Genomic DNA, 24723 nt, shown 5'->3' on the forward strand with positions numbered 1-24723 from the left:
ACATGGATTACGCAACGCTCGAAGTACTCTCGCCGGTGCTGGTCACCGCCACGGCGCTGGGCATCGGCGGCTGGATCTTCAACAACTGGCTGCGCATGCGCCACGGCTATCCGCTGGAGAATTCCTGGGGCAAGGCGGTCTATCCCAAGGACAACGAGGCGCAGGCCCGCGTCCAGCTGCTGACACAGGAGAACGCCCAGCTTCGCGCCGAGATCGGCGCGATCAAGGACCGCCTCGCCAGCGTGGAGCGGATTGTCACCGATCAGGGTTATGATGTAGCCCGCCAGATCGAGAGCCTGCGGGAAGCCCGCGCCGGGGCCTGGAACGAGGTGACGCAATGAGTTTCTGGACTGCCGTCGTCGTCATTTTCGCGATCGCCTCGATCACCTGGCTGCGCGCGCAGAAGCTGCGCGGCGAAAAGCCGGGCTTCCGGCTGGACGGCCACAGCGAGCGCGAGCACGAACTGGAAAGCGAAGTCGAGAACCTGCGTAAGCGCATCGCCGTGCTCGAACGCATCGCCACCGACGACCGCCGCGAAAAGGACCTCGCGCGCGAGATCGAATCGCTGCGCGACTGACTTGACGAAGTGTCGTGCCGGACGAAGATCTTTCGAAATGCATGACCGTGATAGATAAAACCGGAAACGTTGCGCGAGAATAAGTTTTCATTCTCAATATCTCTGAAATGACATGATTTTCACTCGCGCACCCTCCTGCCGAATGACATCGACAGAGCATTCCTTTCAAGGAGGAACGACGTGTTCAAACGCCTTCTGCCCCTTCCCGTCATGGCCGCTCTCTCGATTGCCCCGCTCCATGCCCAGGAAGCCGATCGTCAGTTTCCGGTCAGCGCTTTCGACGCCATTCACACGCGCGGTTCGGACCGTGTGAAGGTCGTTCCCGGCGAAGCGCCCTTTGCCATCGCCACAGGGGCCCCCCGTGCACTGGATGCACTTCGTATCGAAGTGAAGGATCGCGTTCTCTACATCGATCGCAAGCCCGGTAACTGGCGAGACAAAGGCGCGACCGTGACGGTTTCGGCAGCGGCGCTTCGGGCTGTGACGATATCCGGCTCGGGCTCTGTCGAAATAGCGCAAGTGACCGGCCCGCAATTCCTGGGAAGCATGCGCGGTTCCGGCGCTCTCTTCCTTAACGGCGTGGATGCCGACCTCGTGGAAATCCGTCAGACCGGCTCGGGCGCAGCCAGAGCGACCGGCCGGGCGAAGGACACCAGGCTTTCCGTTCGCGGCTCGGGCGACATCGACACCCGCGCATTGCAGTCCCAGGATCTGACGATAGACATGACCGGCTCCGCCTCGATCCGTGCGGAAGCATCCGGCACCGCACGGATCAATACGCGCGGGAGCGGCTCGATCGATGTGAAGGGCAGCCCGCAATGCGTGATCGACCAGAAAGGCACCGGCACGATTCGCTGCGGCTGACAGCAGATAGTCAGCCCTTCGGCACCTTCGCATCCAGTTCCGCCAGCCACACCGCCGCGCTGGCGTCGGACGGCGCACGCCAGTCTCCGCGCGGGCTGAGGGCACCGCCAGAGGAGACCTTCGGCCCGTTCGGTACGGCCGAGCGCTTGAACTGGCTGAAAGCGAAGAAGCGCCGCAGGAACTTCTCCAGCCAGGAACGGATCGTGGCGAGGTCGTATTCGTTCTTGCGGTCTTCCGGGAAACCGGCGGGCCACGATCCGGCCGCCGCCTCGCGCCAGGCGTGGAGCGCCAGGAAGGCGACTTTCGACGGCTTCTGACCGAAGCGCACGATGTGGTGCAGGAAGAAGTCGTTCAGCTCGTAAGGCCCGATCTTCGCCTCGGTGCTCTGGATCGCGCCGTCCGCGCCCGCAGGCACGAGTTCGGGCGAAATCTCGGTGCCAAGGATGGCGAGCAGCACCTCCTCGGTCTCGGCGCCGAACTGGTCGGTCGTCGCGCACCAGCGGATCAGGTACTGGATCAGCGTCTTGGGCACGCCCGCGTTGACCGTGTAGTGGCTCATCTGGTCGCCGACACCGTAAGTGCACCAGCCGAGCGCCAGTTCGGACAAGTCCCCCGTGCCGATCACGAAGCCGTCGTGCTGGTTGGCAAGGCGGAACAGGTAATCGGTGCGCAGGCCTGCCTGCACGTTCTCGAACGTCACGTCGTAGACGGGTTCTCCATTCGAGAAGGCATGGCCGATGTTCTGGAGCATCGTCGTCGCCGTGGGGCGGATATCGATCTCTTCGGCGGTGATACCGACGGCGTTCATCAGCTTCCAGGCGTTGGACTTGGTACCGTCGCTGGTGGCGAAGCCGGGCATCGTATAGCCGCGGATGAACGTGCGCGGCAGGCCAAGCCGGTCGCAGGCGCGCGCGGCGACGATCAGGGCGTGGGTCGAATCGAGCCCGCCCGAGATGCCGATCACCATCGACTTGGCGGCCGTGGCCTCGATGCGGCGCATCAGGCCGTCGACCTGGATGTTGAACGCCTCGTAGCAGTCGGCATCCAGCTTGTCGGCGCGCGAGGGCACGAAGGGGAAGCGCGAGACCGGGCGAATCAGGCCGATATCCCCGCCTGCCGGGGCATGGCGGAAGCGCACGGTGCGGAACGTCTCGTCGGGATTGCCCGCCACTTCGGCCGCGTCGTTGAAGGTGGGCACGCGCATCCGGTCCATCACGATGCGGTCCACGTCGATGTCGGCGATGCAGAGTTCCGCCTCCAGTGAGAAGCGCTCGCTCTCGGCCAGCAGGTCGCCCAGTTCGTAGACGATGCCCTGCCCGTCCCAGGCAAGGTCGGTCGTGCTCTCGCCGTGCCCCGCCGCCGAGTAGATGTAGGCCGCCGTGGCACGGGCGGATTGCGAGCGGCAGAGCAAGTGCCGCTCGTCCGACTTGCCGATGACGATGTTGGAGGCGGAGAGGTTGCACAGGATCGTCGCCCCGGCGAGCGCGCCGTGCGAGCTGGGCGGGGTGGCGGCCCAGATGTCCTCGCAGATCTCGATGAAGAAGCGGAAATTCGGCAGCACTTCGGAGGCGAAGACCAGATCGACGCCGAAGGGCACCTCCTGCCCGTTCACGCGGATGGTCTGGCCCTTCAGCGTCTTGCCGCTGGCGAACCAGCGCTTTTCGTAGAATTCGCGGTAGTTGGGCAGGTAGGACTTGGGCACCACCCCCAGCAGCCGCCCATGGGCGATAGCGAGCGCGCAGTTATAGAGCCGTCCCTTGTGCGGCAGCGCCGCGCCGACCAGCAGCACGGGCGAGAGATCGGCACTGGCCTGGACGATCTCCGCCACGGCCGCTTCCACCGCCTCGATCATCGCCGCCTGCAAGTGCAGATCGTCGATGGCGTAGGAGGAGAGGCACAGTTCGGGGAAGACCAGCAGGTCGACATGCGCCTCATGCGCGCGCTGCGCCTCTGCCAGCACGGCGTCGCGATTGAAGGCGACATCGGCGGTGCGGACCTTGGGCGTGGAGGTGGCGACGCGCACGAAGCCGTGTTCGTGCATGGAGAAAAAGGGATGTGCACTCATGGGCAAATCCCTGACAGGATCGAGAGCCGGAGGCAACTTCCCCTTGCCCTCCCCCGCGCCGCGCTTAAATGGCAGGTCATGCGCAGCCTCGACGACATCCGCGAAGAATACGAGTTTTCCGAAGGCGATGAACGCTATCGCCTCTTGATCGGCCTCGGTGCCGAACTCGATCCCATGCCCGACGCGCTGAAGACGGACGCGACCAAAGTGCGCGGCTGCTCGGCCAGCGTATGGGTCTATCCGATGGCGCGCGAGGACGGCACGCTGCACTTCCTGGCGGACAGCAACGCGGCGATCACCAAGGGCATCGTCTCGCTGGTGATCTCCGCCGTGCAGGACAAGCCCGCCGCCGAAGTGGCGCAGACCGACATTGCCGCCGAACTGGCGCCTTTCGACCTCAAGAACCAGCTCTCGTCCAACCGGACGCAGGGCGTGCCGAACATGATCGCGCTGATCCGCGAGACGGCGGCGCGTTATGCGCAAGATGCGGGAAGCGCCGGAGCCGCATGAAGAAGGCCAGCCGCCCTCTCTGGCTGGCGGCGGGGCTGTTCTTCGTCGCGCTGGGCACGATCGGCATCTTCCTGCCGGTCATGCCGACCGTGGTGTTCTACCTGCTGGCCGCCTGGTGCTTCGGCAAGAGCCATCCCGAATGGGCCGAGCGGCTCTACAACCACCCCACCCACGGACGCCACTTGCGCGACTGGCGCGACCGGCGGGCGATCAGCCGCAAGGGCAAGGTCTCCGCGATTCTGGCGATGACGGCTTCGATTCCGTTTACGTGGTTCACGGTCGGCTGGCCCTGGGTGTTGATCCCGGCCGGGGTGCTGGCAGTGATCGGCCCGTGGATCTGGACGCGGGCGGAGTAACGCGCGCTCAGCGCTCCTCCACGGCCTCGCGCAGCACGGCGATACCCTGTTCGCGCTGACGGCGCAGTTCCTGCTTGAGCACCGCGGGATCGCGCGCGACGACGAAGCCGAAGCTCACCCCGCCCTCCTTGCCGATCGTCGCATGATGGAGCTTGTGCGCCTGCACGAGTCGCTTGGCATAGCCGCGTTTGGGCACCCATCGGAAATAGCGCTGGTGCACGAGGCCGTCGTGGATCAGCGTGTAGATCACACCATAGAGCAGCACGCCCAGCCCGATCCAGGTCCCCGGCTCCCAGGCCTGAACACCCATGACCAGCGGCGAACCAACCGCGAACATCGATATGCTGATGGCCGCGCCGATCAGGGCGTAGAGATCGTTCTTTTCGAGAAGGTTGTCATGCGGCTCGTGATGGTCGCGGTGCCATGCCCAGCCGAAGCCATGCATGACGTACTTGTGGCTCGCCCAGGCGACGAATTCCATCGCGGCGGCGGAAGCGAGCACGATCAGGGCGGCAGACAGGAATGACATGGCCACCTTCTAGACCTTCGCGGCCGGAATGTCAGGCGCCGGTATATCAGGGGGAGGAAAGATCGGGAATGCAGATGCAGCCGCGACGACGCGGGGGTGGTGCACGGCTGCCCTGCATTCCTCTTATCTTTCAGGCGCCCTCTCCCGTCGGGTCGCATTCGCGCTCTACATCGCCAACTCCGCGACACTTAGTTACAAATGCCGACAGGACTGTGACCTCCGAGTCTTCTCTCGTTCATGTTTGCCGGCTTAAATCTGAATGCACGGAACAAACGCCGGTAAAGAGAAGGAAAAGTCCCATGCGCAAGATCGCCCGTTTCATCGCTCCCGCCCTGGTTGCCGCGCTCGGCTTCTCGGCCGTCGCACCCGGCATCGCCGAAGCTGCCGCGCCGCACCGCGAAGCCGCCCGCATCACCCCGAATCGCGAAGCGCGCATCCGTGCCGACATCGGTGCCCTGCGCGGCCAGATCGACCGCGCCGCTGCCCGCCGCACGATCAGCCAGCGCGAAGCCGGACGCCTGCGCGGCGAAGTCGGCCAGATCCAGCGCCTCCACGCCACTTACGCCCGCGGCGGCCTGACCGCCCGCGAGGTCCAGACCCTCCAGGTCCGTATCGACCGCGTTCACGCCGCATTGAAGGCCGAGCGCAACGATCGGAACAACCATCGCCGCTGATCCGGCTCGCTCGCCGATGAAGCCACAGTTGACCGCATAGCGAATAAAGTTGCGCGAAAAGGCGTGCCGGTTCCCCTTGAATTGCGGGTCCGGCGCGCCTAATCGCGCTTTCACCATGACCACGAAACCGCGCACCCTGTACCAGAAGATCTGGGACGCCCACGTCGTCGACACGCGCGACGACGGAACCAGCCTCATCTATATCGACCGTCACCTCGTGCACGAAGTGACGAGCCCGCAGGCCTTCGAAAGCCTACGCGTGGCCGGTCGTCCGGTGCGCCGTCCCGATCTTACCCTCGCGGTTCCCGACCACAACCTGCCGACCACGGCGCGCAAGGATGCCGCAGGGCACGTGCTGCCCATCGCCGATCCCGAAAGCGCCCAGCAGCTGGCCGCGCTGAAGCGGAACGCACCCGAATTCGGCATCCGCTACATCGACGCCACCGATGCCGAGCAGGGCATCGTCCACGTCGTCGGCCCCGAGCAGGGCTTCTCGCTGCCCGGCGCCACGATCGTCTGCGGCGACAGCCACACCGCCTGCCATGGCGGCATCGGCGCACTGGCCTTCGGCATCGGCACCAGCGAGGTCGAGCATGTGCTCGCCACCCAGACCCTGCTGCTCAAGCAGTCGAAGAGCTTCGAGGTCCGCGTCGACGGCAAGCTCGGCGCCGGGATCACCCCCAAGGACGTGGTGCTCCACATCATCGGCGTGATCGGCACCGCAGGCGGCACCGGCTATGTCATCGAGTTCCGCGGCAATGTCTTCGAGGAAATGTCCGTCGAGGGCCGTCTGACCGTCTGCAACATGGCGATCGAGGGCGGTGCCCGCGCCGGCCTGATCGCCCCTGACGAGACGACTTTCGCCTATGTCGAAGGCCGTCCCTATGCGCCGCAGGGCGAGGACTGGGACAAGGCCGTCGCCTGGTGGAAGAGCCTCGCCACCGACGAGGGCGCGACGTTCGACAAGACCGTCGCGATCCGCGCCGAGGATATCCAGCCGACCGTCACCTGGGGCACCAGCCCCGAGGACACCTCGGCGATCGGCGGCGTCGTTCCCGCACCGGAAGACTTCGCCGACGCCTCCAAGCGAGACGCCGTCAAGGTCAGCCTCGACTACATGGGCCTGACGCCCGGCACGAAGCTGACCGAAGTGGAAGTGCAGAACGTCTTCATCGGCTCGTGCACCAACAGCCGCATCGAGGATATCCGCGCCGCCGCCGCCGTGCTCAAGGGTCGCCACAAGGCCGACAACGTCAAGTGGGCGATCGTCGTCCCCGGCTCCGGCCTGGTGAAGGCGCAGGCCGAGGCCGAGGGTCTCGACAGGATCATCATCGAAGCGGGCCTCGAATGGCGCGAGCCGGGCTGCTCGGCCTGCCTCGCGATGAACCCCGACAAGGTTCCGGCGGGCGAGCGCTGCGCCTCGACCAGCAACCGCAACTTCACCGGGCGCCAGGGCCCCGGCAGCCGCACCCACCTGATGAGCCCCGCCATGGCCGCCGCCGCCGCGGTGACCGGCAGGCTCACCGATGTCCGCGAACTGGTAGGATAAGCAAGACATGTCGAACGATTCGGAAAACAACCTGGCCGGAAAGGCCGCTCTCGCTGCCGGTGCCGCCATCGGTTCCGCCGCGATCGCCGCTGCCCTGCTCTTCGTGAAGCGCCGCAAGGCCCGCCAGAACGAAAAGCCGCTGCACCCCGAACAGGCCCCCGAGACCGACTGATGAAGGCGATCTCCCACGTTGCCGGACGGGCCATCCCGTTCGGCCGCAAGAACGTCGATACCGACGTCATCATCCCGGCGCACTGGCTCAAGACCATCACCCGTGAAGGTCTGGGCAAGGGCGCGTTCGAGGCGGTGAAGAAGGAAGAGGGCAACGTCTTCGAGAACCCCGAGTTCTCCGGCGCACCGATCCTGATCGCGGGCGACAACTTCGGCTGCGGCTCCAGCCGCGAACATGCCGCCTGGGCGCTGCTCGACATGGGCGTGACCAGCGTGATCGCGCCGAGCTTCTCGGACATCTTCTCGGGCAATGCCTTCAAGAACGGCATCCTTACCGTGGCCCTGCCGCAGGAAGCGATCGACCGACTGATGGAAGTGGCCCAGACCGATCCGATTGAGATCGATCTGGAGACCCAAACCGTCACCACCCGTTTCCAGGACCGCTACAGCTTCGAGATCGATCCCTTCCGCAAGCACTGCCTGCTCGGCGGTCTCGACGAAGTGGGCCTGACCATGGCGCAGGACGATGCGATCTCGACCCATGAAGCCAAGGCGCGCGACGCTCTGCCCTTCCTGGCGAAGACGCCCGCGACCATCTGAAATCGCCACCCGTCCCGGACAGGATCCGGGACGGGTGCACAAAACGGCATTGCCCCCGCCCGCTTCGCCCCCTATCGGCAGGGTGAAGTCCTATTCCGAGGGTATCCGATGACGAGTTTCCAGGATCGCGAGCGCGCCGAAGAAGCGAAGTTCGTGCATGACGCCGACACCCAGTTCCGCATCCAGGCGCGCCGCAACCGCCTGCTGGGCGAATGGGCTGCCGAGCGCATGGGACTCTCTCACGCCGAAACCGAAGCCTATGCCAAGGCCGTCGTCCAGGCCGACTTCGAGGAAGCCGGTGACGAGGACGTGATCCGCAAGCTGCTGGGCGACCTCATCGCCGCCGGTGTCGATGCCTCCGAACCAGAGATCCGCGCCGCCCTGGAAGCCAAGCAGGTCGAAGCCCGCCGCGCTTTCCTCGGCTGAATTCAAGGAACTTTTCCCATGGCCATGCCAGCCAGCGAAATCGAAGAGATGATCCGCGCCGCCCTGCCCGACGCCGTGGTCGAGATCACCGACCTTGCCGGAGACGGCGACCACTATGCCGCGCGCGTCACCAGCGCCGCCTTCGCGGGCAAGCCCCGCGTCGCCCAGCACAAGATGGTCTACGAAGCGCTGGGCGGCCGCATGGGCGGCGTGCTCCACGCCTTGCAACTCACCACCGCCGTCCCCAACTGATGTCGGTACAGCCAAAGGTTTAACTGAAATGTCCGACGCCAACGCCCGTATAGACGAGATTGTAAAGAACAACGACATCGTCCTCTTCATGAAGGGCACCCCGCTGTTCCCGCAGTGCGGCTTCTCCAGCCGCGCCATCGCCATCCTCGAACAGCTCGGCGCCCCTTACGAGAGCGTCGACGTGCTTCAGGACATGGACATCCGCCAGGGCATCAAGGCCTATTCGGACTGGCCGACGATCCCGCAGCTCTACGTGAAGGGCGAATTCGTCGGCGGCAGCGACATCATGATGGAAATGTACGAAGCCGGTGAACTGCACCAGCTCTTCATCGATACCGGCCTCGCCACCCAGGGTTAAATCCTTAGGGCTGAGCAGCCTGATCGAACGGAATGCCAAAAGGCGCTCGTGGGGAACCTCGGGCGCCTTTTCGTATGGAAGGTAAAGGTGCCGGGCGGCTCGGGAGAGACGGGGCCGGGAGACATTCGGCCCCGTCTCGGTCGAGACTTCTCTCGGGGTACGTTATCCCATAAGCACGAGCCGTGCCATTTCCCGGTTTCCTGCGGAATTACGTTCTTTCAGGGATTGGTCCGGCCCACAGCAGCGGGACGATTGTAAAGTATCCCGACAGTCACGATACTTCGCAATACGACTGTCCATTGACACAATTCCCCTTGCCTCTCCCGTCCTGCCGCGCAAACTCGCGGTCATGACCCTCTACGCCCCCAGCAACGAACCGATGCCGATGGACGGCCCCAAGGTAGTGCCGGCAGCAACCCTCGTGATCTTCCGCAATGCGGCCGATGGCGGGCCTCCGGAGCTGTTGATGGTCCAGCGCGCCCGCGAAATGCGCTTCGCGGGCGGTGCGGCAGTCTTCCCAGGCGGGCGCGTCGATCCGGCCGACCGCGACCTCGCCGCCGCACTCCTGCCGGAAGAGCCGCTCGAACCGGCCGCCGCCCGCATCGCCGCCATTCGCGAGACGCTGGAAGAGACTGGGTTGATGGTCGCCACCCGCCAGCCGGTCAGCACCGCCGAGGCCGCCGAGGGCCGCCTGCTGCTGCTCGAACGCGGCGCCCTCGCCCCGGTGCTGGAGCGGTTCGGCTGGACCCTCGCCCCCGAACGCCTCACGCTCTATGCTCACTGGTGCCCCCCTTGGGACAAGGGCTTCGACACCCGGTTCTTCGTGACCGACCTCGGCACCGGTGCGGTCGACGTGACAGTGGACGCCACGGAAAACACACGTCTGTTCTGGATGAGCGCAGCACAGGCGCTCGACATGGCGACGCGCGGGGAGATTTCGGTAATCTTCCCCACCCGCCGCAACCTGGAACGGCTGGCCCGCTTCGCCAGCCATGAAGAGGCGCTTGCCGATATCGCCCGGCATCCGGTCGAACGCATTCACGCCCGGATCGAGACGGTGGACGGCGAGGAATGGCTGATGATCCCGGAGGGCCATGGCTATCCGGTGCGCGGGCAGCTCAGGTCGAGTGCCGAGCGCGGCTGATCCGCGATCGGCCTCGGCCGGGGGTCAGACCGGTGCCGTTTCCGGCTCCCGTACATTGCGCGGCCCTTCCGCCTTGGGGCCGGTCGCACCGTAGAGTCCGAAAACCACGGCCAGCACGAAGAACACGACCATCGCCTTGATCGCGGGATCGTAGCTACCTGTCAGCGAGAAGGCCTTGGCCGATCCGATCACGGCCGAGGCGATGAACGGCAGGCCGATCAAGGTATTGAGCCCGAAACCCCGGCTATAGCTGGCCTGCCCGAACGCGTCCGACAGCCCCCGCCCCAGCGTCGGGATCGCGCCGACGCCGTGCATGCCGATCAGGGCGACGACCAAGGCGGTCACGGCGAAAGGCGGGTGGAGCAGCAGCACTGCCCAGAGCAAGGCGCAGTCGAACCCGATCAGCGCCAGCGAGCGGCCACCACCGATCCTGTCGGCAATCCAGCCGAAGAGCACTGAGCCGACGATCCCGGCAAGCGACATGAACGACTGAAGCTGCGCCGATTCGGCGCGCGTGAATCCCCAGGACTCGCCCATCGGCACGAGCAACGACCCCAACATCACCGACCCGGCCATGCTCGCTACCGCCGCGAGGCACAGCGCCCAGAAGCGCGGCCGGGCGAGCAGCTGACCCACGCTGAGCGAGCCGTCCGAGGTGCGCCGGTCTCGCGCGACCGGGGCAACCGTCTCCCGGCCGGGCGGATGGTCGATCGTCATCAGGCCGAGCGGGATCATCACTGCCGCCGCGACAAGGCCGATCGCCAGATAGAGTGTGGTCGGCGCCACGCCGCCCAGCGCCTCGTGCAGCAGCCAGGGCATTATCGCGATCACCACGGGCAAGTGCACCACCCCCAGCGCCAGTCCGCGATTGCCGTTGAACCAGCGCGTCACCAGCGTCGCCGGTCCCACCGATCCTGCAAGGCTGAGCGCGGGACCGAAGAACAGACCATAGGCGACCAGATAGAGCGCATAGCTCTGGGTAAAGGCGAGCAGGAAATAGCCGCCGACCATCAACAGCGCGCCCGCCAGCATCAGCAGGCGCAGCGAGACTTTCGCGATCAGCACGCCGACGAACGGCGCCAGGATCGACGAGCCGACCAGCACCAGCGGAATCCCCGCCGCCGCCGCCTCGGCGCTGACGCCGAGGCGCTGCTCTACCGAGGCCAGCAATATCCCGAAGGAGCCCATCACGGTGCCGATCACGAGATTGTGCGAAACCCCGGCGATCACCCCCATGCGGATGGCGAGCGGATGATTCGGCCGCTGATCGGTTTGGTCCGCTGCCCGGCGGGTTGCATGTGCCATAGCTCTCTCCCCGATGGCGAAGCGCCGGACTTTGCCCGTCGCACTTTGCGGGGAAGATACGTGGCCTCGGCTCAGGCGCGAGGAGATTGGCCGCCGGGGCGGGAAATACCGCCCCGGCGAACAGCGGCCACCCTAACCGGCGGCACGCCACTGCGGGGTCGGCTGCGGCGTGAAAGTCGCGTGGAGCCGCACGAGATGGTCCACCACCGGCCCATAGAGCGGATGGTCGAACTCGATTCCGGCGCAATCCGCGCTGACCCAGCGGACGATGCCGGTCAGCCCTTCGAGCGCTTGCGGGCGAATCACCACGCGCATGCCGACGCGCAGCAGCAGGCCGGTGGTCCGCACGCAACAACCTTCGGCGGTGATGTCCGATATCTCGCCCTGATCGCGCAGCCCATTGGCGGTGCGGCACTGCGCCGCCAGCGAAACCGGATGCCGTCTGGATCGGCGCGGAAGGAAGGGGCGGTTCATGTTCCGATCATGACGCAAATCGGTTGATCAACCTTTAACCACGGAGTCCACACGATCAGGCCATCGCCTTCGCCCCGAGCGCTTCCTGCTTCTCACCCTGCGCGGCCAGCCTGCGGGCAAGCACCGCACAGACCATGAGCTGGATCTGGTGGAAGAACATCAGCGGAAGGATGATTGCGCCGACTTGCGCCGCCGGGAACAGCACCCCCGCCAGCGGCACCCCGGTCGCCAGGCTCTTCTTCGAGCCGCAGAACAGGATGACGATGCGGTCCTCATGGCTGAACCCCAGCATGCGGCCCATCACGTTGCCGATCACCATAATCGCGGCCAGCACCGCCAGCGAAAGCGCCGCAATCAGCCCCAGCTCACCGAGAGTTACCTTCTGCCACAACCCTTCCAGCACGGCGGCGCCGAAAGCGGTGTAGACCACCAGCAGGATCGAACCGCGGTCGGTATAGCCCAGCACTTTCTTGTGCCGCTGCACGAAACCGCCGATCCATGGTCGCAGCAGGTGTCCGGCGACGAAAGGCAACAGCAGTTGCACCGAGATCGAGATGATCGGATCGGTCGAGAAGCCCTGCGCCTTGCCGGTGATGAACAGCGCCGTCAGCACCGGAGTAATGAAGATACCGGCGAGGTTGGAAAACGAGGCACTGCACACCGCCGCCGCCACGTTGCCCCGCGCGATCGCGGTAAAGGCGATGGAGGACTGCACGGTCGAGGGCAGCAGGGTCAGGAACAGTACGCCGATCGCCAGCGAAGGCTCCAGCCCCGGAATTGCCATTACGCCGAGTCCGAGCGCGGGGAAGACCACGAAAGTCAGGCAGGCCACCGTCAAATGCAGCTTCCAGGCCCGCGCCCCGTCGAGGATCGCCTCGCGCGAGAGCTTGGCGCCGTGGAGGAAGAACAGCAGCGCGATGGCCGCATCGGCAACCCCGCCTGCAATTCCCGCCCAGATCCCGCGCGCCGGCAGAATCGAGGCAAGACCGACGGTCGCAAGCAGCAGGAGAAGGTAGGGATCGAGGTTGAGGCGGGCGAGCAGACGGTTCATGCGGCCTGTCTAGGAAATAGCGGCCCGAAGCAAAAGCCCCTGCATCAGGCTGTCGGCGCACAAAAACTTGAAGCGTGGCGCGGAGCACCGCCCGATGATTTTATCCCTCCGGCCGCCCCGCCGCCAGCATGGCCCTGGCAACGCCTTCGCTGCTGGCCGGGTTCTGGCCGGTAATCAGGCGTCCATCCTCGACGACGAACGGCGCCCAGTCGGCGCCCTTCTCATAAAGGCCGCCCAATGCCTTGAACTCGTCCTCGACCAGGAACGGCACCACGTCCGTCAGCCCGACGCCCTCTTCCTCGCCGTTGGTGAACCCCGTGACCCGCCGACCGGCCACCAGCGGCCTGCCGTCCGCGGATTTGACATGGCGAAGCACGCCGGGCGCGTGACATACGAAACCGGTGATCTTCCCTGCCCGCTCGAACGCCTCGATAAGGGCGATCGATACCTCGGATTCGGCAAGGTCCCACAAGGGGCCGTGCCCGCCGGGGTAGAAGACCGCATCGAAGTCGTCCGCACGGACCTTGTCCAGCTTCACCGTATTCGCCAGCACGGCCTGGGCATCGGCATCGGTGCCGAACCGGCGGGTCAGGTCGGTCTGAAACTCGGGGAGATCGCTCTTGGGATCGAGCGGCGGCTGACCGCCTGCCGGCGATGCGACCTCGATCTCGGCTCCGGCGTCCTTGAAGGTGTAATAAGGTGCCGCGAATTCCTCCAACCAGAAGCCCGTCTTCTGGCCGGTATCACCGAGGGCATCGTGCGATGTCAGGACGATCAGTATCTTCATAAAGGCTCTCCTGCTCCGGTCGCAGGATACTGCCAGTTCCGCCGTTACGCGGGAAGAGAAGAGTTGGCGCGCCCGTCCGAACAAAGTTCGGACCGCCCGTTGGACTCAGGGCGGACATTCCTCTGGAATTGGCGCGCCCGACAGGGTTCGAACCTGTGACCCCAAGCTTAGAAGGCTCGTGCTCTATCCAGCTGAGCTACGGGCGCGCGTCGCGCTCCCCATAGCGCGGTTCGTCGCGCACGCAAACCGTGCATCCGATCGATCCCCAATGAACTTGAACGGCCGTCAACTTGTGCTTTCCCGAAAGTTCCCGGCGGGTTACCCATGGCCGCGATGAGCGAAGCACCTCTTTCCCGTATCGACGGCATGGCCGGCGCCCGGCGCCATTTCCGCTATTTCGACTATATGCTGGTCGCCTTCGTGGTCATCCTGCTGCTCTCCAACCTGATCGGTGCGGCCAAGCAGGCGGAAGTCTCGTTCCCCTTCGTCGGGCCGGTGACGTTCGGCGCGGGCGTGCTGTTCTTCCCGGTCTCCTACATCATCGGCGACGTGCTGACCGAAGTCTACGGCTATGCCAATGCCCGCCGCTGCATCTGGGTGGGCTTCTTCGCGCTGCTGTTCATGGTGCTGATGAGCGTGGTCGTCGTGGCTATCCCTGCGAACCCGGAATGGGCGCTCGCCTCGGCGACTTACACCGTCGCCGGTCAGCAGGTGACGGCGCCGAACCAGGCCGCGTATTATGCGATCTTCGGCCAGACCCCGCGCATCGTCTTCGCCTCGGTCTGCGCGTTCTGGGCGGGCGAGTTCGTCAATTCCTTCGTGCTGGCGCGGATGAAGGTCTGGACCCAGGGCAAGCACTTGTGGACCCGCACCATCGGATCGACGGTGTTCGGCGAAGGCGTGGACAGCGCGCTGTTCTACCCTCTCGCATTCCTCGGCGTGGCCGGATTCACCCCGCATTCGATCGCGCTGCTGGCGCTGACCCAGTGGCTGATCAAGACCGGCTGGGAAGTCGTGCTGACCCCGGTGACTTACGTGGTCGTCGGCTGGCTCAAGAAGCGCGAGGGCGTCGACGTATTCGACAGCAACGTCGACTTCTCGCCCTTCGCGAAAGCGCGCAAGGCAGTTGCAACCCCGGAATAAAGAGCGCGCGCAGCTTGGCAGGACCGGCCCGCCCCGGTAGGCCCGCGCAAACCATGCTCGACCGCATTCTCCTGTCCCGTTTCCGCAACCACCGCGAGACCGCGGTGGAAGGCACGGCGCAGTTCAACCTGCTGGTGGGCGAGAACGGCGCGGGCAAGACCAATGTGCTGGAAGCCATCTCGCTGCTTTCGCCGGGCCGGGGCCTGCGCCGCGCGGGCCTTGCCGACATGCCGGGACAGGACTTCGACGGCGGCTTCGCGGTCAGCGCCGCGCTTAGGGTCGCGGACGAGGAACCCGTGCAACTGGGCACCGGCGTCCTCGCCGAACGCCCCGGACGGCGCCTCGTCCAGATCAACGGAGCCGAGGCTCCGGCGGTGCGGCTGGCCGAATGGATGTCGATCGGCTGGCTGACCCCGGCCATGGACCGCCTCTTCGTCGAAGGCGCCGGCGCGCGGCGGCGCTTCCTCGACCGGCTGGTACTGGCCGTCCGCCCCGACCACGCGGGCAACGCCACCCGCCTCGAAAGCGCCCTGCGCGAACGCAATCGCCTGCTGTCCGACGATCTGCCGCCCGATCCGCGCTGGCTCGACGCGATCGAGATGCAGCTTGCCGAGGCCGGATCGCTGGTCGCCGCAGCCCGCGCGGAACTGGTCGAGCGGCTGGAGGAAGCCCTGGCGGCCCTGCCGGAATCGCCTTTCGCGCGGCCCTCGCTCGCCTATCAGCCGGGCGGGCCGATCGCGGCCGAGGCGCTCGCCCAGGCCCTGCGCAGCGGCCGCGCCCGCGAACGCGCCGCCCAGCGCACCCTGACCGGGCCGCACCGCGACGAGATTCTCGTGACGATGGCAGGCAAAGGCCAGCCCGCCGCCGAATGCTCGACCGGCGAGCAGAAGGCGATGCTGATCGCGATCACCCTCGCCCATTCGCAGCTGCTGGAAACCGGAACGGAGCAACGCCCGCGCCTGCTGCTGCTCGACGAAGTGGCCGCCCACCTCGATCCCTTACGGCGGGAAGCCCTGTTCGACCGCCTGCGCGCAGGCTCCGCGCAAGTCTGGCTGACCGGCACCGAACTCGCCCCGTTCGACCCGATCGCCGGCGAAGCCGCCGTCTGGGAGGTCAGTTCGGGGGCGGTGCGGCGGCTGGGCTAGCGGTCCCCTCCTGCTTCGGTAAAGCCTCCACCACATCGTCCACCGTGGCGGTCACGATCGCATCGATGCCCAGCGCGGTCGGATGGACGTGGTCCTTCTGCATCAGATCCGGCTTGTCGATTACCGGCTGGAGGAAGAACGGCACCAGAGTCGCGCCATAGTCCTGCGCAAGCTGCGGATAGATCGGGTTGAACTTTGCCGCGTAATCCTTGCCGAGGTTGGGCGCAGCCATCATGCCCAGCAGGACGACGCGGATATTGTCGCCCTTCAGCCGCTTGAGGATCGCTTCCAGATTGCGGCGCGTCTCGGCCGGGGGCAGCGAGCGTAACATATCATTGCCGCCAAGGCTGATGATGGCGAGTTCCGGCTTTGGCGACTGGCTGTTCAGCGTGAAATCAAGCCGCTCCAGCCCCGCCGCCGTCGTGTCGCCCGACACCCCGGCATTGGCGATCTTCGCGTTCACGCCGCGCGCGCGCAGGGCCTGTTCGAGCCGGTCCGGATAGCTTTCGCCGTCGTCGAGACCATAGCCCGCCAGCAGCGAATCCCCGAAGGCGAGAATCCGTCGCTCCGGTCCCATGACCGGAATCGCGGGCGGAGCATCGACGGCGCTCTGCGTCTGCTCGGGCGCGGGAGAGGCGGCCTGATCGCAGGCACCGAGCAGGAACGGCATCAGCAGCGCAGGGGCCAGCAGGACTTTCGCATGGGCGCGCAAGGCTTTCTCCTTGAACTACGGGACTTTGACCACCCATATGGGGCAAGTGAGCGATCCTTCCCAGCCCCCCGCCCCGTCAATTCTTGCGCAGGACCTGCGCCTTACCCTCGGCAGCGGCGAAAGCGCAGTCGAGATTCTCAAGGGCATCGACCTCTTCGTGCCGCAAGGGCAGACGCTGGCACTGCTCGGCCCTTCCGGCTCGGGCAAGTCCTCGCTGATGTCCGTGCTTTCCGGGCTGGAACGCGCGAGTTCCGGCGCCCTCAGCGTCGCCGGACAGGACTTCGCGGCGATGGACGAGGACGCCCTCGCCCGCGCGCGGCGGGGCCGGATCGGCGTGGTGCTCCAGGCCTTCCACCTGCTACCGACGATGACCGCGCTCGAAAACGTCGCGACCCCGCTGGAACTCGCCGGATTGGATAATGCCCGCGAGCGCGCGGAGGCGGAACTCCTCGCCGTCGGCCTCGGCCACCGGCTCTCGCATTATCCGGCCCAGCTTTCCGGCGGCGAGCAGCAGCGCGTGGCGATCGCCCGCGCACTGGCCCCGCGCCCTTCGCTGGTCTTCGCCGATGAGCCGACCGGCAACCTCGACGCCGCCACCGGCGCCGCGATCGTCGACCTGCTCTTCGCCCGCCGCGCCGAAGCGGGCGCGACTCTGCTCATCATCACCCACGACGAAAGCCTCGCCCATCACTGCGAGCGCGTCGTGACCCTCGGCGATGGGCGGATCGCGAGCGACCGACTTGCCTGACCCCCGCGACATCTCCTCGCTCCCCTGGGCCACTGCCTGGAAACTCGCCCGGCGCGATCTTTCCGCGCGGTTCCGGGGCCTGCGCCTGCTGCTGGTCTGCCTGTTCCTCGGCGTCGGCGCGCTGGCTGCAATCGGTACGCTGACCGGCTCGATCGAGCGCGAACTGACGACGCGCGGGCGGGAAGTGCTGGGCGGCGACATCGAACTCCGGACCTGGCAGCGCAGCCTCTCGCAGGAGGAACTGAGCGCCCTCGCCCGCTACGGCAAAGTATCGCCCGGCCTGCGCCTGCAGGCCATCGCGCGCAAGGGCGACCTCACCGCCCCGGTGGCGCTGAAGGCGGTGGACGCGAACTGGCCGCTCTACGGCAGGCTCGAACTCAAGGATGGCCGCAAAGTCGGCGCGCCGCCCCCAGGCACGGTCTGGCTCTCCGAGGGCACCGCCGCCCGGCTCGGCGTGAAGCCCGGCGACACCGTCGCGCTCGGCGGGGTGGAGCAGCGGATCGGCGGGCTGATCGCCAGCGATCCCGAGAAGCTCTCCGAAGGTTTCGCGCTCGGCGATGCGGCGATTTCCACGCTGGACCTGCCCGAACGCGCCGGTCTCACCCAGCCCGGCGCCATGTATCGCAGCGCCACCCGCGTGAAGTTCACCGATCCCGTGCGCGATCCGGATGGCGCCATCAAGGCCCTCGACAAACGCTTCGGCGACGATGCCTTCGAGACCCGCACCCGCAAGTCCGCATCGCCTTCCACCGAGCGCTTCGTCAGCCGCATGGGCCAGTTCCTGACGCTCGTGGGCCTCGCGGCGCTGGTCATCGCCGGGATCGGCATCGGCGGCGGCGTTTCGTCCTATCTCGAAGCGCGGCGCACCTCGATCGCCACGCTCAAGGTGCTCGGCGCCACCAGCCGCGACATTTCCCGCATCTACCTGCTGCAAGTGGGCGCCGCGGCGCTCGTCGGCAGCCTTGCCGGACTCGTGGCGGGCGTGCTGGTCACGCCGCTGCTGGCGGGTGCACTCGGCGCACTGCTGCCGGTCGATACCGGCTTCACGGTCTCGCCGGGGGCGCTGCTGACGGCGGCAGACTATGGCCTGCTGGTCGCGCTGATCTTCGCCGCGCCGCCGCTCGCCAAGGCACGGAGTTTCCCGGCGATGGCGCTGATGCGCGCGCAAGTCTCGCCGCTAGCGGCAAACCGTCGGGCCTGGCTGCTGCCGGTCACGCTGGGCCTTGCCGCCGTGGTGGCACTTGCCCTGCTGAATGCCGCGCAGCCCCTGGTGACGCTGGGCTTCCTCGGCGGCGCCGCGCTGATGCTCGCGCTGCTGGCGCTGATCGGGACCGGCATCCGCCGCCTCGCCGCCAGACTGCCGCGCCCGCGCGATCCGATGCTGCGCGCGGGTCTCGCCAACCTCCACCGCCCCGGCGCCCAGACCGGCGCGCTGGTAACGGCGCTGGGCTTCGGCCTCTCCGCCTTCGTGCTGATCGCCGCCGTCCAGACCAGCCTCGACGCCAATATCCGCAGGACCGTGCCCGCCCGCGCGCCGGACTTCTTCGTGCTCGACGTGCCCAAGGACAAGGCCGGGGAATTCCGCGATGTCGTCGCGCGGGAGGCGCCGGGTTCGACCCTGCGCATGGTCCCCAACATGCGCGGCCGCATCCTCGCCTATGGCCCGAAGGACCGCATGACCCGCGTGTCGGACCTCAAGGAAATTCCCGAGGACGCCTGGGCTCTCAAGGGCGAGCGCGGACTGACCTACTCGGTCGGCGTGCCGGAGGGCAGCACCGTGACTTCCGGCCAGTGGTGGGGCGAATTCCATCGCGGCGAACCGCTGGTCTCGGTGGACGAGAAGTTCGCGCAAACCGTCGGCCTCAAGGTCGGCGACTATGTGACGGTCGGCCTGCTCGGCGTGGAGCGCACCGCGCGGGTCGCGGCGCTGCGACGGATCGACTGGGACACGCTCGGCTTCAACTTCGTGCTGGTGTTCTCGCCCAATGCGCTGGCCGATGCTCCGCACAATCTCGCCGCGACGATCGAGGTTCCACGTGGAAAATCCACGGCAGGACTGCTGCCGCGCCTCGCCCGCGCCTTCCCGTCGAGTTCGGTGATCGAGACCGGCACCCTGCTGCGCGATGCCCGCGACCTGCTGGACCAGATGACGCTGGCCATTCTCGCGGCTGCCTCGGTCGCGGTGCTGGCGGGTCTTGCGGTGCTGCTGGGCGCCATCGCGGCGGCGCGGGCCAGCCGCACTTACGACAACGTGATCCTGCGCGTGCTGGGCGCCAGCCGGGGCCAGCTCCTGCTGCTTCAGATGGCGGAATATGGGCTGATCGCAGCGGTACTCGCCCTCGTCGCGCTAGGCGCTGGCAGCGCCATGGCCTGGGCGGTGATCGTCAAGCTCTTCGCGTTTGAATGGATGCCCGACTGGCCCCGCATTCTCGCCGTGCTCGGGGCCGGGATCGTGCTGATCCTGACCTTCGCTCTCGCCGGTTCGCTGCCGCTACTGCGGGCGAAACCGGCGAGGGCACTCAGAGAGCTGTGATCAGGCGAAAACGTCGGCCCCTGCCGGGTCGAGCGGGTCCGGGCCGAAACGGTTGGGACCGGGTGTGCCCGGCAGGCAGGTAATCACGAACGAGGCAATCGTCGCGATCCAGCCGACGAAGGGGATCACGCCAAGCACGATGAAGCCGAGATACCACCAGCCGCTCATGTCACGGTCGTGGAAGCGGCGCACGGCCACGGCGATACTTGGGATGAATACCGCGAGGCCGTAAAGACCGGCAAGACCGACGAGCGCAAAGAAACCGGCACCGAACAGCGCCGAAGGATCGCCGCCCTGCTCGACTTGCGCAAACGCGCCGAAGGAAAAGCCCAGCACCATCGAAATGCCGAGAATCACGGCGAAGACGATGAAATTGAGCAGTGCGAAGCCCCAATATTCGATCCGAAGCGAACGGCCCTTGAAGTCCGCGTAACGCTTGAACGGCATCACCATATAGTCGAGCATATCTTCCCCTCGTGTTCAAGGCCTTGCGTTATAAGGACAGAAAGCTGAGGAGCAAGCACGCGACATGGTGAAGACACCGGAAAGCAAGATACCGGGCATGGGCGAAGGTCAAAGGAAAAGGTCAAAAAAGGAAAAGGGACGCACAGGCGTACCCGCGCGTCCCTGGCTGAGTTTGCGGTGCCTGCGACTCCTCCCCTGCGCCGTCACCGCTTTTCACGCTCCGGCTGTGCGCCGGTAACGCGCCGCCGCACCCGTAGAGGCACGGCTGGATCTGTTTTCGTTGGATGGCGAAGCTTCGCCCCTTATGGGAAAAACCTAGCGCATCCTCTCCCGGCGGCGATGACTTCTTCGAGTCACCGTCTCGCTCTGATTACGGAACCGACACTAAGAGATTAAGGCGGCCAAAACAATAACTCATGCGGATCCTGCGCAGGCTCCTTCCGGATGTGACACAAGCGCCACAATTGCAGAAGACGCCTTGCGCGCTTGCCGAAATTGCCGGGATCGGTTAAGGGCGCGCCAATTTTGCGGCGCAGCAAGCGCTGCTGGCCAACTCCTCGAACCGATAGGCACTGCATGTCAGCCCCGCTTCCCTTGCGCAATATCGCGATCATTGCGCACGTCGACCACGGCAAGACCACCCTCGTCGACCAGCTTTTCCGCCAGTCCGGCACCTTCCGTGACAACCAGCGCATCGAAGAACGCGCGATGGACTCGAACGACCTCGAAAAGGAACGCGGGATCACCATCCTTGCGAAGCCGACTTCGATCGAGTGGAACGGCTACCGCATCAACATCGTCGACACCCCCGGCCACGCCGACTTCGGCGCCGAAGTGGAACGCATCCTCTCGATGGTCGACGGCGTCGTCCTGCTGGTGGACTCGTCGGAAGGCGCGATGCCGCAGACGAAGTTCGTCACCGGCAAGGCGCTGGGCCTCGGCCTGAAGCCGATCGTCGTCGTCAACAAGATCGACCGTCCCGACGGCCGTCACGCCGAAGTGCTGGACGAAGTGTTCGACCTCTTCGTCAGCCTCGACGCCAACGACGAGCAGCTCGACTTCCCGACCCTCTACGCGTCGGGCCGCAACGGCTACGCCAGCTACGATCCGGACGCCCGCGAAGGCAACCTGACCCCGCTGTTCGAAAAGATCGTCGAGCACGTCCCCGCGCCCGATCTCGACCAGGACGCGCCGTTCTCGTTCCTCGCCACCCTGCTCGACCGTGACAACTTCATGGGCCGCGTCCTCACCGGCCGCGTCCAGTCCGGCAAGCTCAAGGTCAACGACCCGATCCGCGCCATCGACGCCGACGGCAAGGTGATCGAAGTCGGCCGCGCCACGAAGGTGCTGTCCTTCCGCGGTCTCGACCGCGTGCCCGTGGAAGAAGCCCGCGCCGGTGACATCATCGCGCTGGCCGGCCTCGAAAAGGCCACCGTGTCGAACACCATCGCCGATCCCTCGGTTTCGGTGCCGATCAAGGCCCAGCCGATCGATCCGCCGACCCTGGCGATGCGCTTCGCCGTCAACGATTCGCCGCTCGCGGGCCGTGAAGGCGACAAGGTGACCAGCCGCATGATCCGCGACCGCCTGATGCGCGAAGCGGAAACCAACGTCGCCATCCGCGTCACCGAATCGGCCGACCGCGACAGCTTCGAAGTGGCCGGTCGCGGCGAACTTCAGCTGGGCGTCGTGATCGAAACGATGCGCCGCGAAGGCTTCGAGCTGGGCATCAGCCGTCCGCGCGTGCTGTTCGGCAAGGACGAAAACGGTGGCCGCACCGAACCGTACGAAACCGTCGTTATCGACGTGGACGACGAATTCTCGGGCACCGTCGTCGAGAAGATGCAGCGCCGCAAGGCCGAGCTTACCGACATGCGTCCTTCGGGCGCCGGCAAGACCCGCATCACCTTCTCTGCTCCTTCGCGCGGCCTGATCGGCTACCACGGCGAGTTCCTTTCGGACACCCGCGGCACCGGCATCATGAACCGCCTGTTCGAGAAGTATGACGCGCACAAGGGTCCGATCGAAGGCCGCCAGAACGGCGTGCTGATCTCGAACGGCACCGGTGAAGCCGTCGGCTACGCGCTGAACAGCCTCGAAGATCGCGGCATCCTGTTCGTGAAGCCGCAGGAAAAGATCTACGAGGGCATGATCATCGGCGAGAACGCCAAGCCCGACGATCTCGAAGTGAACCCGATGAAGTCGAAGCAGCTGACGAACTTCCGTTCGACCGGCAAGGACGACGCCATCCGCCTCACCCCGCCCCGCGTGATGACGCTGGAGCAGGCGATCGCCTACATCGACGACGACGAAATGGTCGAAGTGACCCCGCAGTCGATCCGCCTGCGCAAGGCCTTCCTCGACCCGAACGAGCGCAAGAAGCAGAGCCGCAAGAAGGACTGATCCTTCGGCAGCTTCGGCTTGCACTGAACGCAATAAAAGGGCGGCAATCTCGCGATTGCCGCCCTTTTACGTTTTAGGCCGTTTTCGGCCCTCTCCCAAACTTGATTAGAAGCGGTAGCCTACCGTCGCGCGCAGCGAGTGGTAGTCGAAGTTCTTGTCGCCGCCCTTGATGCGGGTCGAGCCCGAATCGATCAGGAACGGATTGGTCGCAGGCGCCGTGCCCGGTCCGACCTCGACGTTGTACTTGTTGTCGCTGTAGCGATTGTAGAGATATTCGAGACCCAAGCTGACCTTGTTGGTCACCATGATCTCGGCGCCGCCACCGGCCTGCCAGCCCCAGGCCAGACGGTTGTTCCGCTGCGGATCGAACGAGTTGACGGTGTTGGTGGTGAGGAAGCTGTGGTCGATCTTGGCCACGCCGCCGCCGCCGGTCACATAGAACAACGCGCCGCCGTTCGGGGTGTAGCCCGCACGGACACGACCCGAAAGGCCGTAGTCGAGCTTGCGCTGGATCACATAGCTGGCCGGGGTCGTGCTGAAGCCCGAGGTGGCATCCCTGGCCTCGCTCTTCACGCCTTCGACGAGGCCGCCGACCACGAAGTTGCCCATGCGCTTGTCGTAGCCGAAGCGGACGCCGTATTCCGCGCCGTCCTTGTCGTTGCGGCAGCCGTCGGCCGGGGTGGCGCCGCGCGCGCGGCCGTTGCAGAAGCCCGGGCTGAAGGCATTGTCTCCGGTGGCGGTATTGACGGTGTTGTCGTAGCGACCGTCGCCATCGGTATCGAAGCGCAGGCTGTCACCGTTGTCGTTGCCGCGCGTCGAAAGACCGCCGAAGGCCTGGACGTAGGGGCCGTTGAAGTGACTGTCCCGCTCGGGCGTGGAAGTTGCGATTTCCTGCGCACCGGCGGGAAACGCCGCGGCGACTGCGGCAAGGCCGAGGGCCGTCGTGGCGAGGTGGACAAATTTCATTGTAATATCCCTGTCGTTTTTAGGATCTGGCCCTCCCCGAAGTCTAACCCACGGATTTGGTTTCCTTTCTTGCGACGAGCCGAGGCAGAATCGGAGACGGATCGAGGCCTGCCACAAAATCCCATGCATTTGCGTTCATGTAATTTAAGACAAACATGAACGAAAGCTGCTCGATCCGCTCCGATCCGGTTAAGCCGGGCAGGCCTAGAAGAAATCCAGAAAGGGACGAGACCCCGGCCTCACCGGAGCCCCTTCCCAGCAAGGAGTTTCGAACAATGGCTTTCTTCCGTAACGCAACTATTGCCACTGCCCTCGCCGCCACCGCGCTCGCCAGCGCGACCCCGGCCATGGCCCGCGACTATTATCGCCACAACGACAATACCGCCGCCGTCGCTATCGGCGCGGGCGTGGTCGGTCTGGCGCTCGGCGCGATCATCGCCTCGAACAGCAACGACCGTGATCGCTATCGGGATCGCGACCGCTATTACGACAGCGGCTATGCCTACGACAGCGGCTGGCAATATCGCGACGGCTGGTACTGGGACCGCGACGGCGGCCGTCACAGCCGCGACGATTACGACCGCTACCAGCGCGGCGGCCGGAACGAATGGCGCGGAGATCGCGGCGATTGGCGCCGCGGCTACGACCACGACCGGGGCGACTTCCGCCGCGGCTACTGATCCACCGAAACCGGTCGGATAAACCCCTCTCCGACCGGCACCAAAGGACGCCCGGCTCCCCTCCCGGCCGGGCGTCCTTTCCTTGCTACGGCACCGCTCGCATTTCGGCGACGCCGTTGCCCGGTCCGTCGCAGGTAACGTCAAATTCACGCCAAGTTCACGGCCGGACGTGGATCCTGAAGGTCCAACGTGCCCACCGATTCCGCCGTAACTTGGTTGGCTTGGAAAGGAGTGCG

Annotated in this window: 28 protein-coding genes and 1 tRNA gene; 19 read left to right on the plus strand and 10 right to left on the minus strand. The window is 65.9% G+C overall.

Annotation, left to right across the window (positions count from 1 at the left end; translation table 11 throughout):
• Positions 1-2 precede the first annotated feature (2 nt).
• The 3 genes from AC4D6D_RS15245 to AC4D6D_RS15255 all read left to right on the plus strand — a co-directional run bounded on the left by AC4D6D_RS15245 (position 3) and on the right by AC4D6D_RS15255 (position 1441).
• Positions 3-341, plus strand: a complete 339-nt coding sequence (locus AC4D6D_RS15245; RefSeq protein WP_491325951.1) for a hypothetical protein — start codon at positions 3-5, stop codon at positions 339-341.
• Complete coding sequence (locus tag AC4D6D_RS15250; RefSeq protein ID WP_147219480.1) at positions 338-577, plus strand: hypothetical protein; 240 nt, start codon at positions 338-340, stop codon at positions 575-577. The genes AC4D6D_RS15245 and AC4D6D_RS15250 overlap by 4 nt, the downstream gene beginning before the upstream one ends.
• A 180-nt stretch (positions 578-757) precedes the next feature.
• A complete protein-coding gene (locus AC4D6D_RS15255) occupies positions 758-1441 on the plus strand; it encodes a head GIN domain-containing protein (protein ID WP_491325952.1) in 684 nt (227 codons plus the stop codon).
• A 10-nt stretch (positions 1442-1451) separates the two neighbouring features.
• On the opposite strand, the gene AC4D6D_RS15260 is transcribed toward AC4D6D_RS15255, so the two are convergent.
• On the minus strand, positions 1452-3482 hold the full coding sequence (locus tag AC4D6D_RS15260; RefSeq protein ID WP_491325953.1) for an NAD(+) synthase: 2031 nt from the start codon (positions 3480-3482) through the stop codon (positions 1452-1454).
• Between the two features lie 102 nt (positions 3483-3584).
• Here AC4D6D_RS15260 and AC4D6D_RS15265 point away from each other — a divergent pair, with 102 nt between their 5' ends.
• The gene (locus AC4D6D_RS15265) at positions 3585-4016 is read left to right on the plus strand and encodes a SufE family protein (RefSeq protein ID WP_491325954.1); all 432 of its coding nucleotides are present in this window, start codon (positions 3585-3587) and stop codon (positions 4014-4016) included.
• Complete coding sequence (locus tag AC4D6D_RS15270; protein WP_147219476.1) at positions 4013-4372, plus strand: YbaN family protein; 360 nt, start codon at positions 4013-4015, stop codon at positions 4370-4372. The genes AC4D6D_RS15265 and AC4D6D_RS15270 overlap by 4 nt, the downstream gene beginning before the upstream one ends.
• Before the next feature lie 7 nt (positions 4373-4379).
• On the opposite strand, the gene AC4D6D_RS15275 is transcribed toward AC4D6D_RS15270, so the two are convergent.
• Positions 4380-4901, minus strand: coding sequence for a sterol desaturase family protein (locus AC4D6D_RS15275; protein ID WP_491325955.1), 522 nt, complete (start codon positions 4899-4901; stop codon positions 4380-4382).
• 299 nt (positions 4902-5200) lie between these two features.
• Here AC4D6D_RS15275 and AC4D6D_RS15280 point away from each other — a divergent pair, with 299 nt between their 5' ends.
• The 8 genes from AC4D6D_RS15280 (at position 5201) to AC4D6D_RS15315 (ending at position 10075) form a co-directional block, all read left to right on the plus strand.
• Entirely contained in the window at positions 5201-5575 is a 375-nt protein-coding gene (locus tag AC4D6D_RS15280; protein ID WP_147219474.1) for a hypothetical protein, read from the plus strand.
• Between the two features lie 115 nt (positions 5576-5690).
• The gene (gene leuC / locus AC4D6D_RS15285; protein WP_491325956.1) at positions 5691-7124 is read left to right on the plus strand and encodes a 3-isopropylmalate dehydratase large subunit; all 1434 of its coding nucleotides are present in this window, start codon (positions 5691-5693) and stop codon (positions 7122-7124) included.
• A 7-nt stretch (positions 7125-7131) separates the two neighbouring features.
• Positions 7132-7296: a hypothetical protein gene (locus AC4D6D_RS15290; RefSeq protein ID WP_021232333.1), complete on the plus strand. Its 165-nt coding sequence runs from the start codon at positions 7132-7134 to the stop codon at positions 7294-7296.
• A complete protein-coding gene (gene leuD / locus AC4D6D_RS15295; protein WP_491325957.1) occupies positions 7296-7895 on the plus strand; it encodes a 3-isopropylmalate dehydratase small subunit in 600 nt (199 codons plus the stop codon). The genes AC4D6D_RS15290 and leuD overlap by 1 nt, the downstream gene beginning before the upstream one ends.
• A 108-nt stretch (positions 7896-8003) precedes the next feature.
• Complete coding sequence (locus AC4D6D_RS15300) at positions 8004-8321, plus strand: DUF1476 domain-containing protein (RefSeq protein ID WP_147219471.1); 318 nt, start codon at positions 8004-8006, stop codon at positions 8319-8321.
• Between the two features lie 18 nt (positions 8322-8339).
• Entirely contained in the window at positions 8340-8573 is a 234-nt protein-coding gene (locus AC4D6D_RS15305; protein ID WP_147219470.1) for a BolA family protein, read from the plus strand.
• 28 nt (positions 8574-8601) lie between these two features.
• Positions 8602-8931, plus strand: coding sequence for a Grx4 family monothiol glutaredoxin (gene grxD / locus AC4D6D_RS15310; protein ID WP_147219469.1), 330 nt, complete (start codon positions 8602-8604; stop codon positions 8929-8931).
• 349 nt (positions 8932-9280) lie between these two features.
• Positions 9281-10075: an NUDIX hydrolase gene (locus tag AC4D6D_RS15315; protein ID WP_491325958.1), complete on the plus strand. Its 795-nt coding sequence runs from the start codon at positions 9281-9283 to the stop codon at positions 10073-10075.
• Between the two features lie 24 nt (positions 10076-10099).
• Here the strand turns inward: AC4D6D_RS15315 and AC4D6D_RS15320 are convergent, their stop codons facing one another.
• The 5 genes from AC4D6D_RS15320 to AC4D6D_RS15340 form a co-directional block, all read right to left on the minus strand.
• Positions 10100-11380, minus strand: coding sequence for an MFS transporter (locus tag AC4D6D_RS15320; RefSeq protein WP_491325959.1), 1281 nt, complete (start codon positions 11378-11380; stop codon positions 10100-10102).
• 132 nt (positions 11381-11512) lie between these two features.
• Complete coding sequence (locus AC4D6D_RS15325) at positions 11513-11854, minus strand: PilZ domain-containing protein (RefSeq protein WP_147219466.1); 342 nt, start codon at positions 11852-11854, stop codon at positions 11513-11515.
• A 55-nt stretch (positions 11855-11909) separates the two neighbouring features.
• Complete coding sequence (locus tag AC4D6D_RS15330) at positions 11910-12905, minus strand: bile acid:sodium symporter family protein (protein WP_491325960.1); 996 nt, start codon at positions 12903-12905, stop codon at positions 11910-11912.
• A 100-nt stretch (positions 12906-13005) separates the two neighbouring features.
• Positions 13006-13692 carry a type 1 glutamine amidotransferase domain-containing protein gene (locus tag AC4D6D_RS15335; protein ID WP_147219464.1) on the minus strand — a complete coding sequence of 229 codons (687 nt, stop codon included), beginning with the start codon at positions 13690-13692 and terminating at the stop codon, positions 13006-13008.
• Between the two features lie 129 nt (positions 13693-13821).
• Positions 13822-13898, minus strand: a tRNA-Arg gene (locus tag AC4D6D_RS15340).
• A gap of 118 nt (positions 13899-14016) precedes the next feature.
• On the opposite strand from AC4D6D_RS15340, the gene AC4D6D_RS15345 reads away from it, so the two are divergent.
• Positions 14017-14835: a queuosine precursor transporter gene (locus tag AC4D6D_RS15345; protein ID WP_147219463.1), complete on the plus strand. Its 819-nt coding sequence runs from the start codon at positions 14017-14019 to the stop codon at positions 14833-14835.
• Positions 14836-14888: 53 nt separating this feature from the next.
• The gene (recF, locus tag AC4D6D_RS15350) at positions 14889-15980 is read left to right on the plus strand and encodes a DNA replication/repair protein RecF (protein ID WP_491325961.1); all 1092 of its coding nucleotides are present in this window, start codon (positions 14889-14891) and stop codon (positions 15978-15980) included.
• Here recF and AC4D6D_RS15355 read toward each other — a convergent pair.
• On the minus strand, positions 15949-16650 hold the full coding sequence (locus AC4D6D_RS15355) for an arylesterase (protein ID WP_491327259.1): 702 nt from the start codon (positions 16648-16650) through the stop codon (positions 15949-15951). The two genes, recF and AC4D6D_RS15355, sit on opposite strands and share 32 nt — an antisense overlap.
• A 79-nt stretch (positions 16651-16729) precedes the next feature.
• On the opposite strand from AC4D6D_RS15355, the gene AC4D6D_RS15360 reads away from it, so the two are divergent.
• Together AC4D6D_RS15360 and AC4D6D_RS15365 are read left to right on the plus strand one after the other, a co-directional pair.
• The gene (locus AC4D6D_RS15360; protein WP_491327260.1) at positions 16730-17440 is read left to right on the plus strand and encodes an ABC transporter ATP-binding protein; all 711 of its coding nucleotides are present in this window, start codon (positions 16730-16732) and stop codon (positions 17438-17440) included.
• Entirely contained in the window at positions 17409-19973 is a 2565-nt protein-coding gene (locus AC4D6D_RS15365; RefSeq protein ID WP_491325962.1) for an ABC transporter permease, read from the plus strand. The genes AC4D6D_RS15360 and AC4D6D_RS15365 overlap by 32 nt, the downstream gene beginning before the upstream one ends.
• Here AC4D6D_RS15365 and AC4D6D_RS15370 read toward each other — a convergent pair whose 3' ends face one another.
• Positions 19974-20438 (minus strand): DUF805 domain-containing protein, encoded by a 465-nt coding sequence (locus AC4D6D_RS15370; protein WP_147219460.1) that lies wholly within the window; start codon positions 20436-20438, stop codon positions 19974-19976.
• Positions 20439-21014: 576 nt separating this feature from the next.
• Here AC4D6D_RS15370 and typA point away from each other — a divergent pair.
• Entirely contained in the window at positions 21015-22841 is a 1827-nt protein-coding gene (gene typA, locus AC4D6D_RS15375) for a translational GTPase TypA (protein WP_334181696.1), read from the plus strand.
• A 105-nt stretch (positions 22842-22946) separates the two neighbouring features.
• Here typA and AC4D6D_RS15380 read toward each other — a convergent pair whose 3' ends face one another.
• Positions 22947-23807: an outer membrane protein gene (locus AC4D6D_RS15380; RefSeq protein WP_491325963.1), complete on the minus strand. Its 861-nt coding sequence runs from the start codon at positions 23805-23807 to the stop codon at positions 22947-22949.
• Positions 23808-24082: 275 nt separating this feature from the next.
• Between AC4D6D_RS15380 and AC4D6D_RS15385 the strand changes: the two genes are divergently transcribed.
• The gene (locus AC4D6D_RS15385; protein WP_491325964.1) at positions 24083-24487 is read left to right on the plus strand and encodes a hypothetical protein; all 405 of its coding nucleotides are present in this window, start codon (positions 24083-24085) and stop codon (positions 24485-24487) included.
• Positions 24488-24723 lie beyond the last annotated feature (236 nt).

The organism is Novosphingobium sp. BF6, from assembly GCF_058273105.1.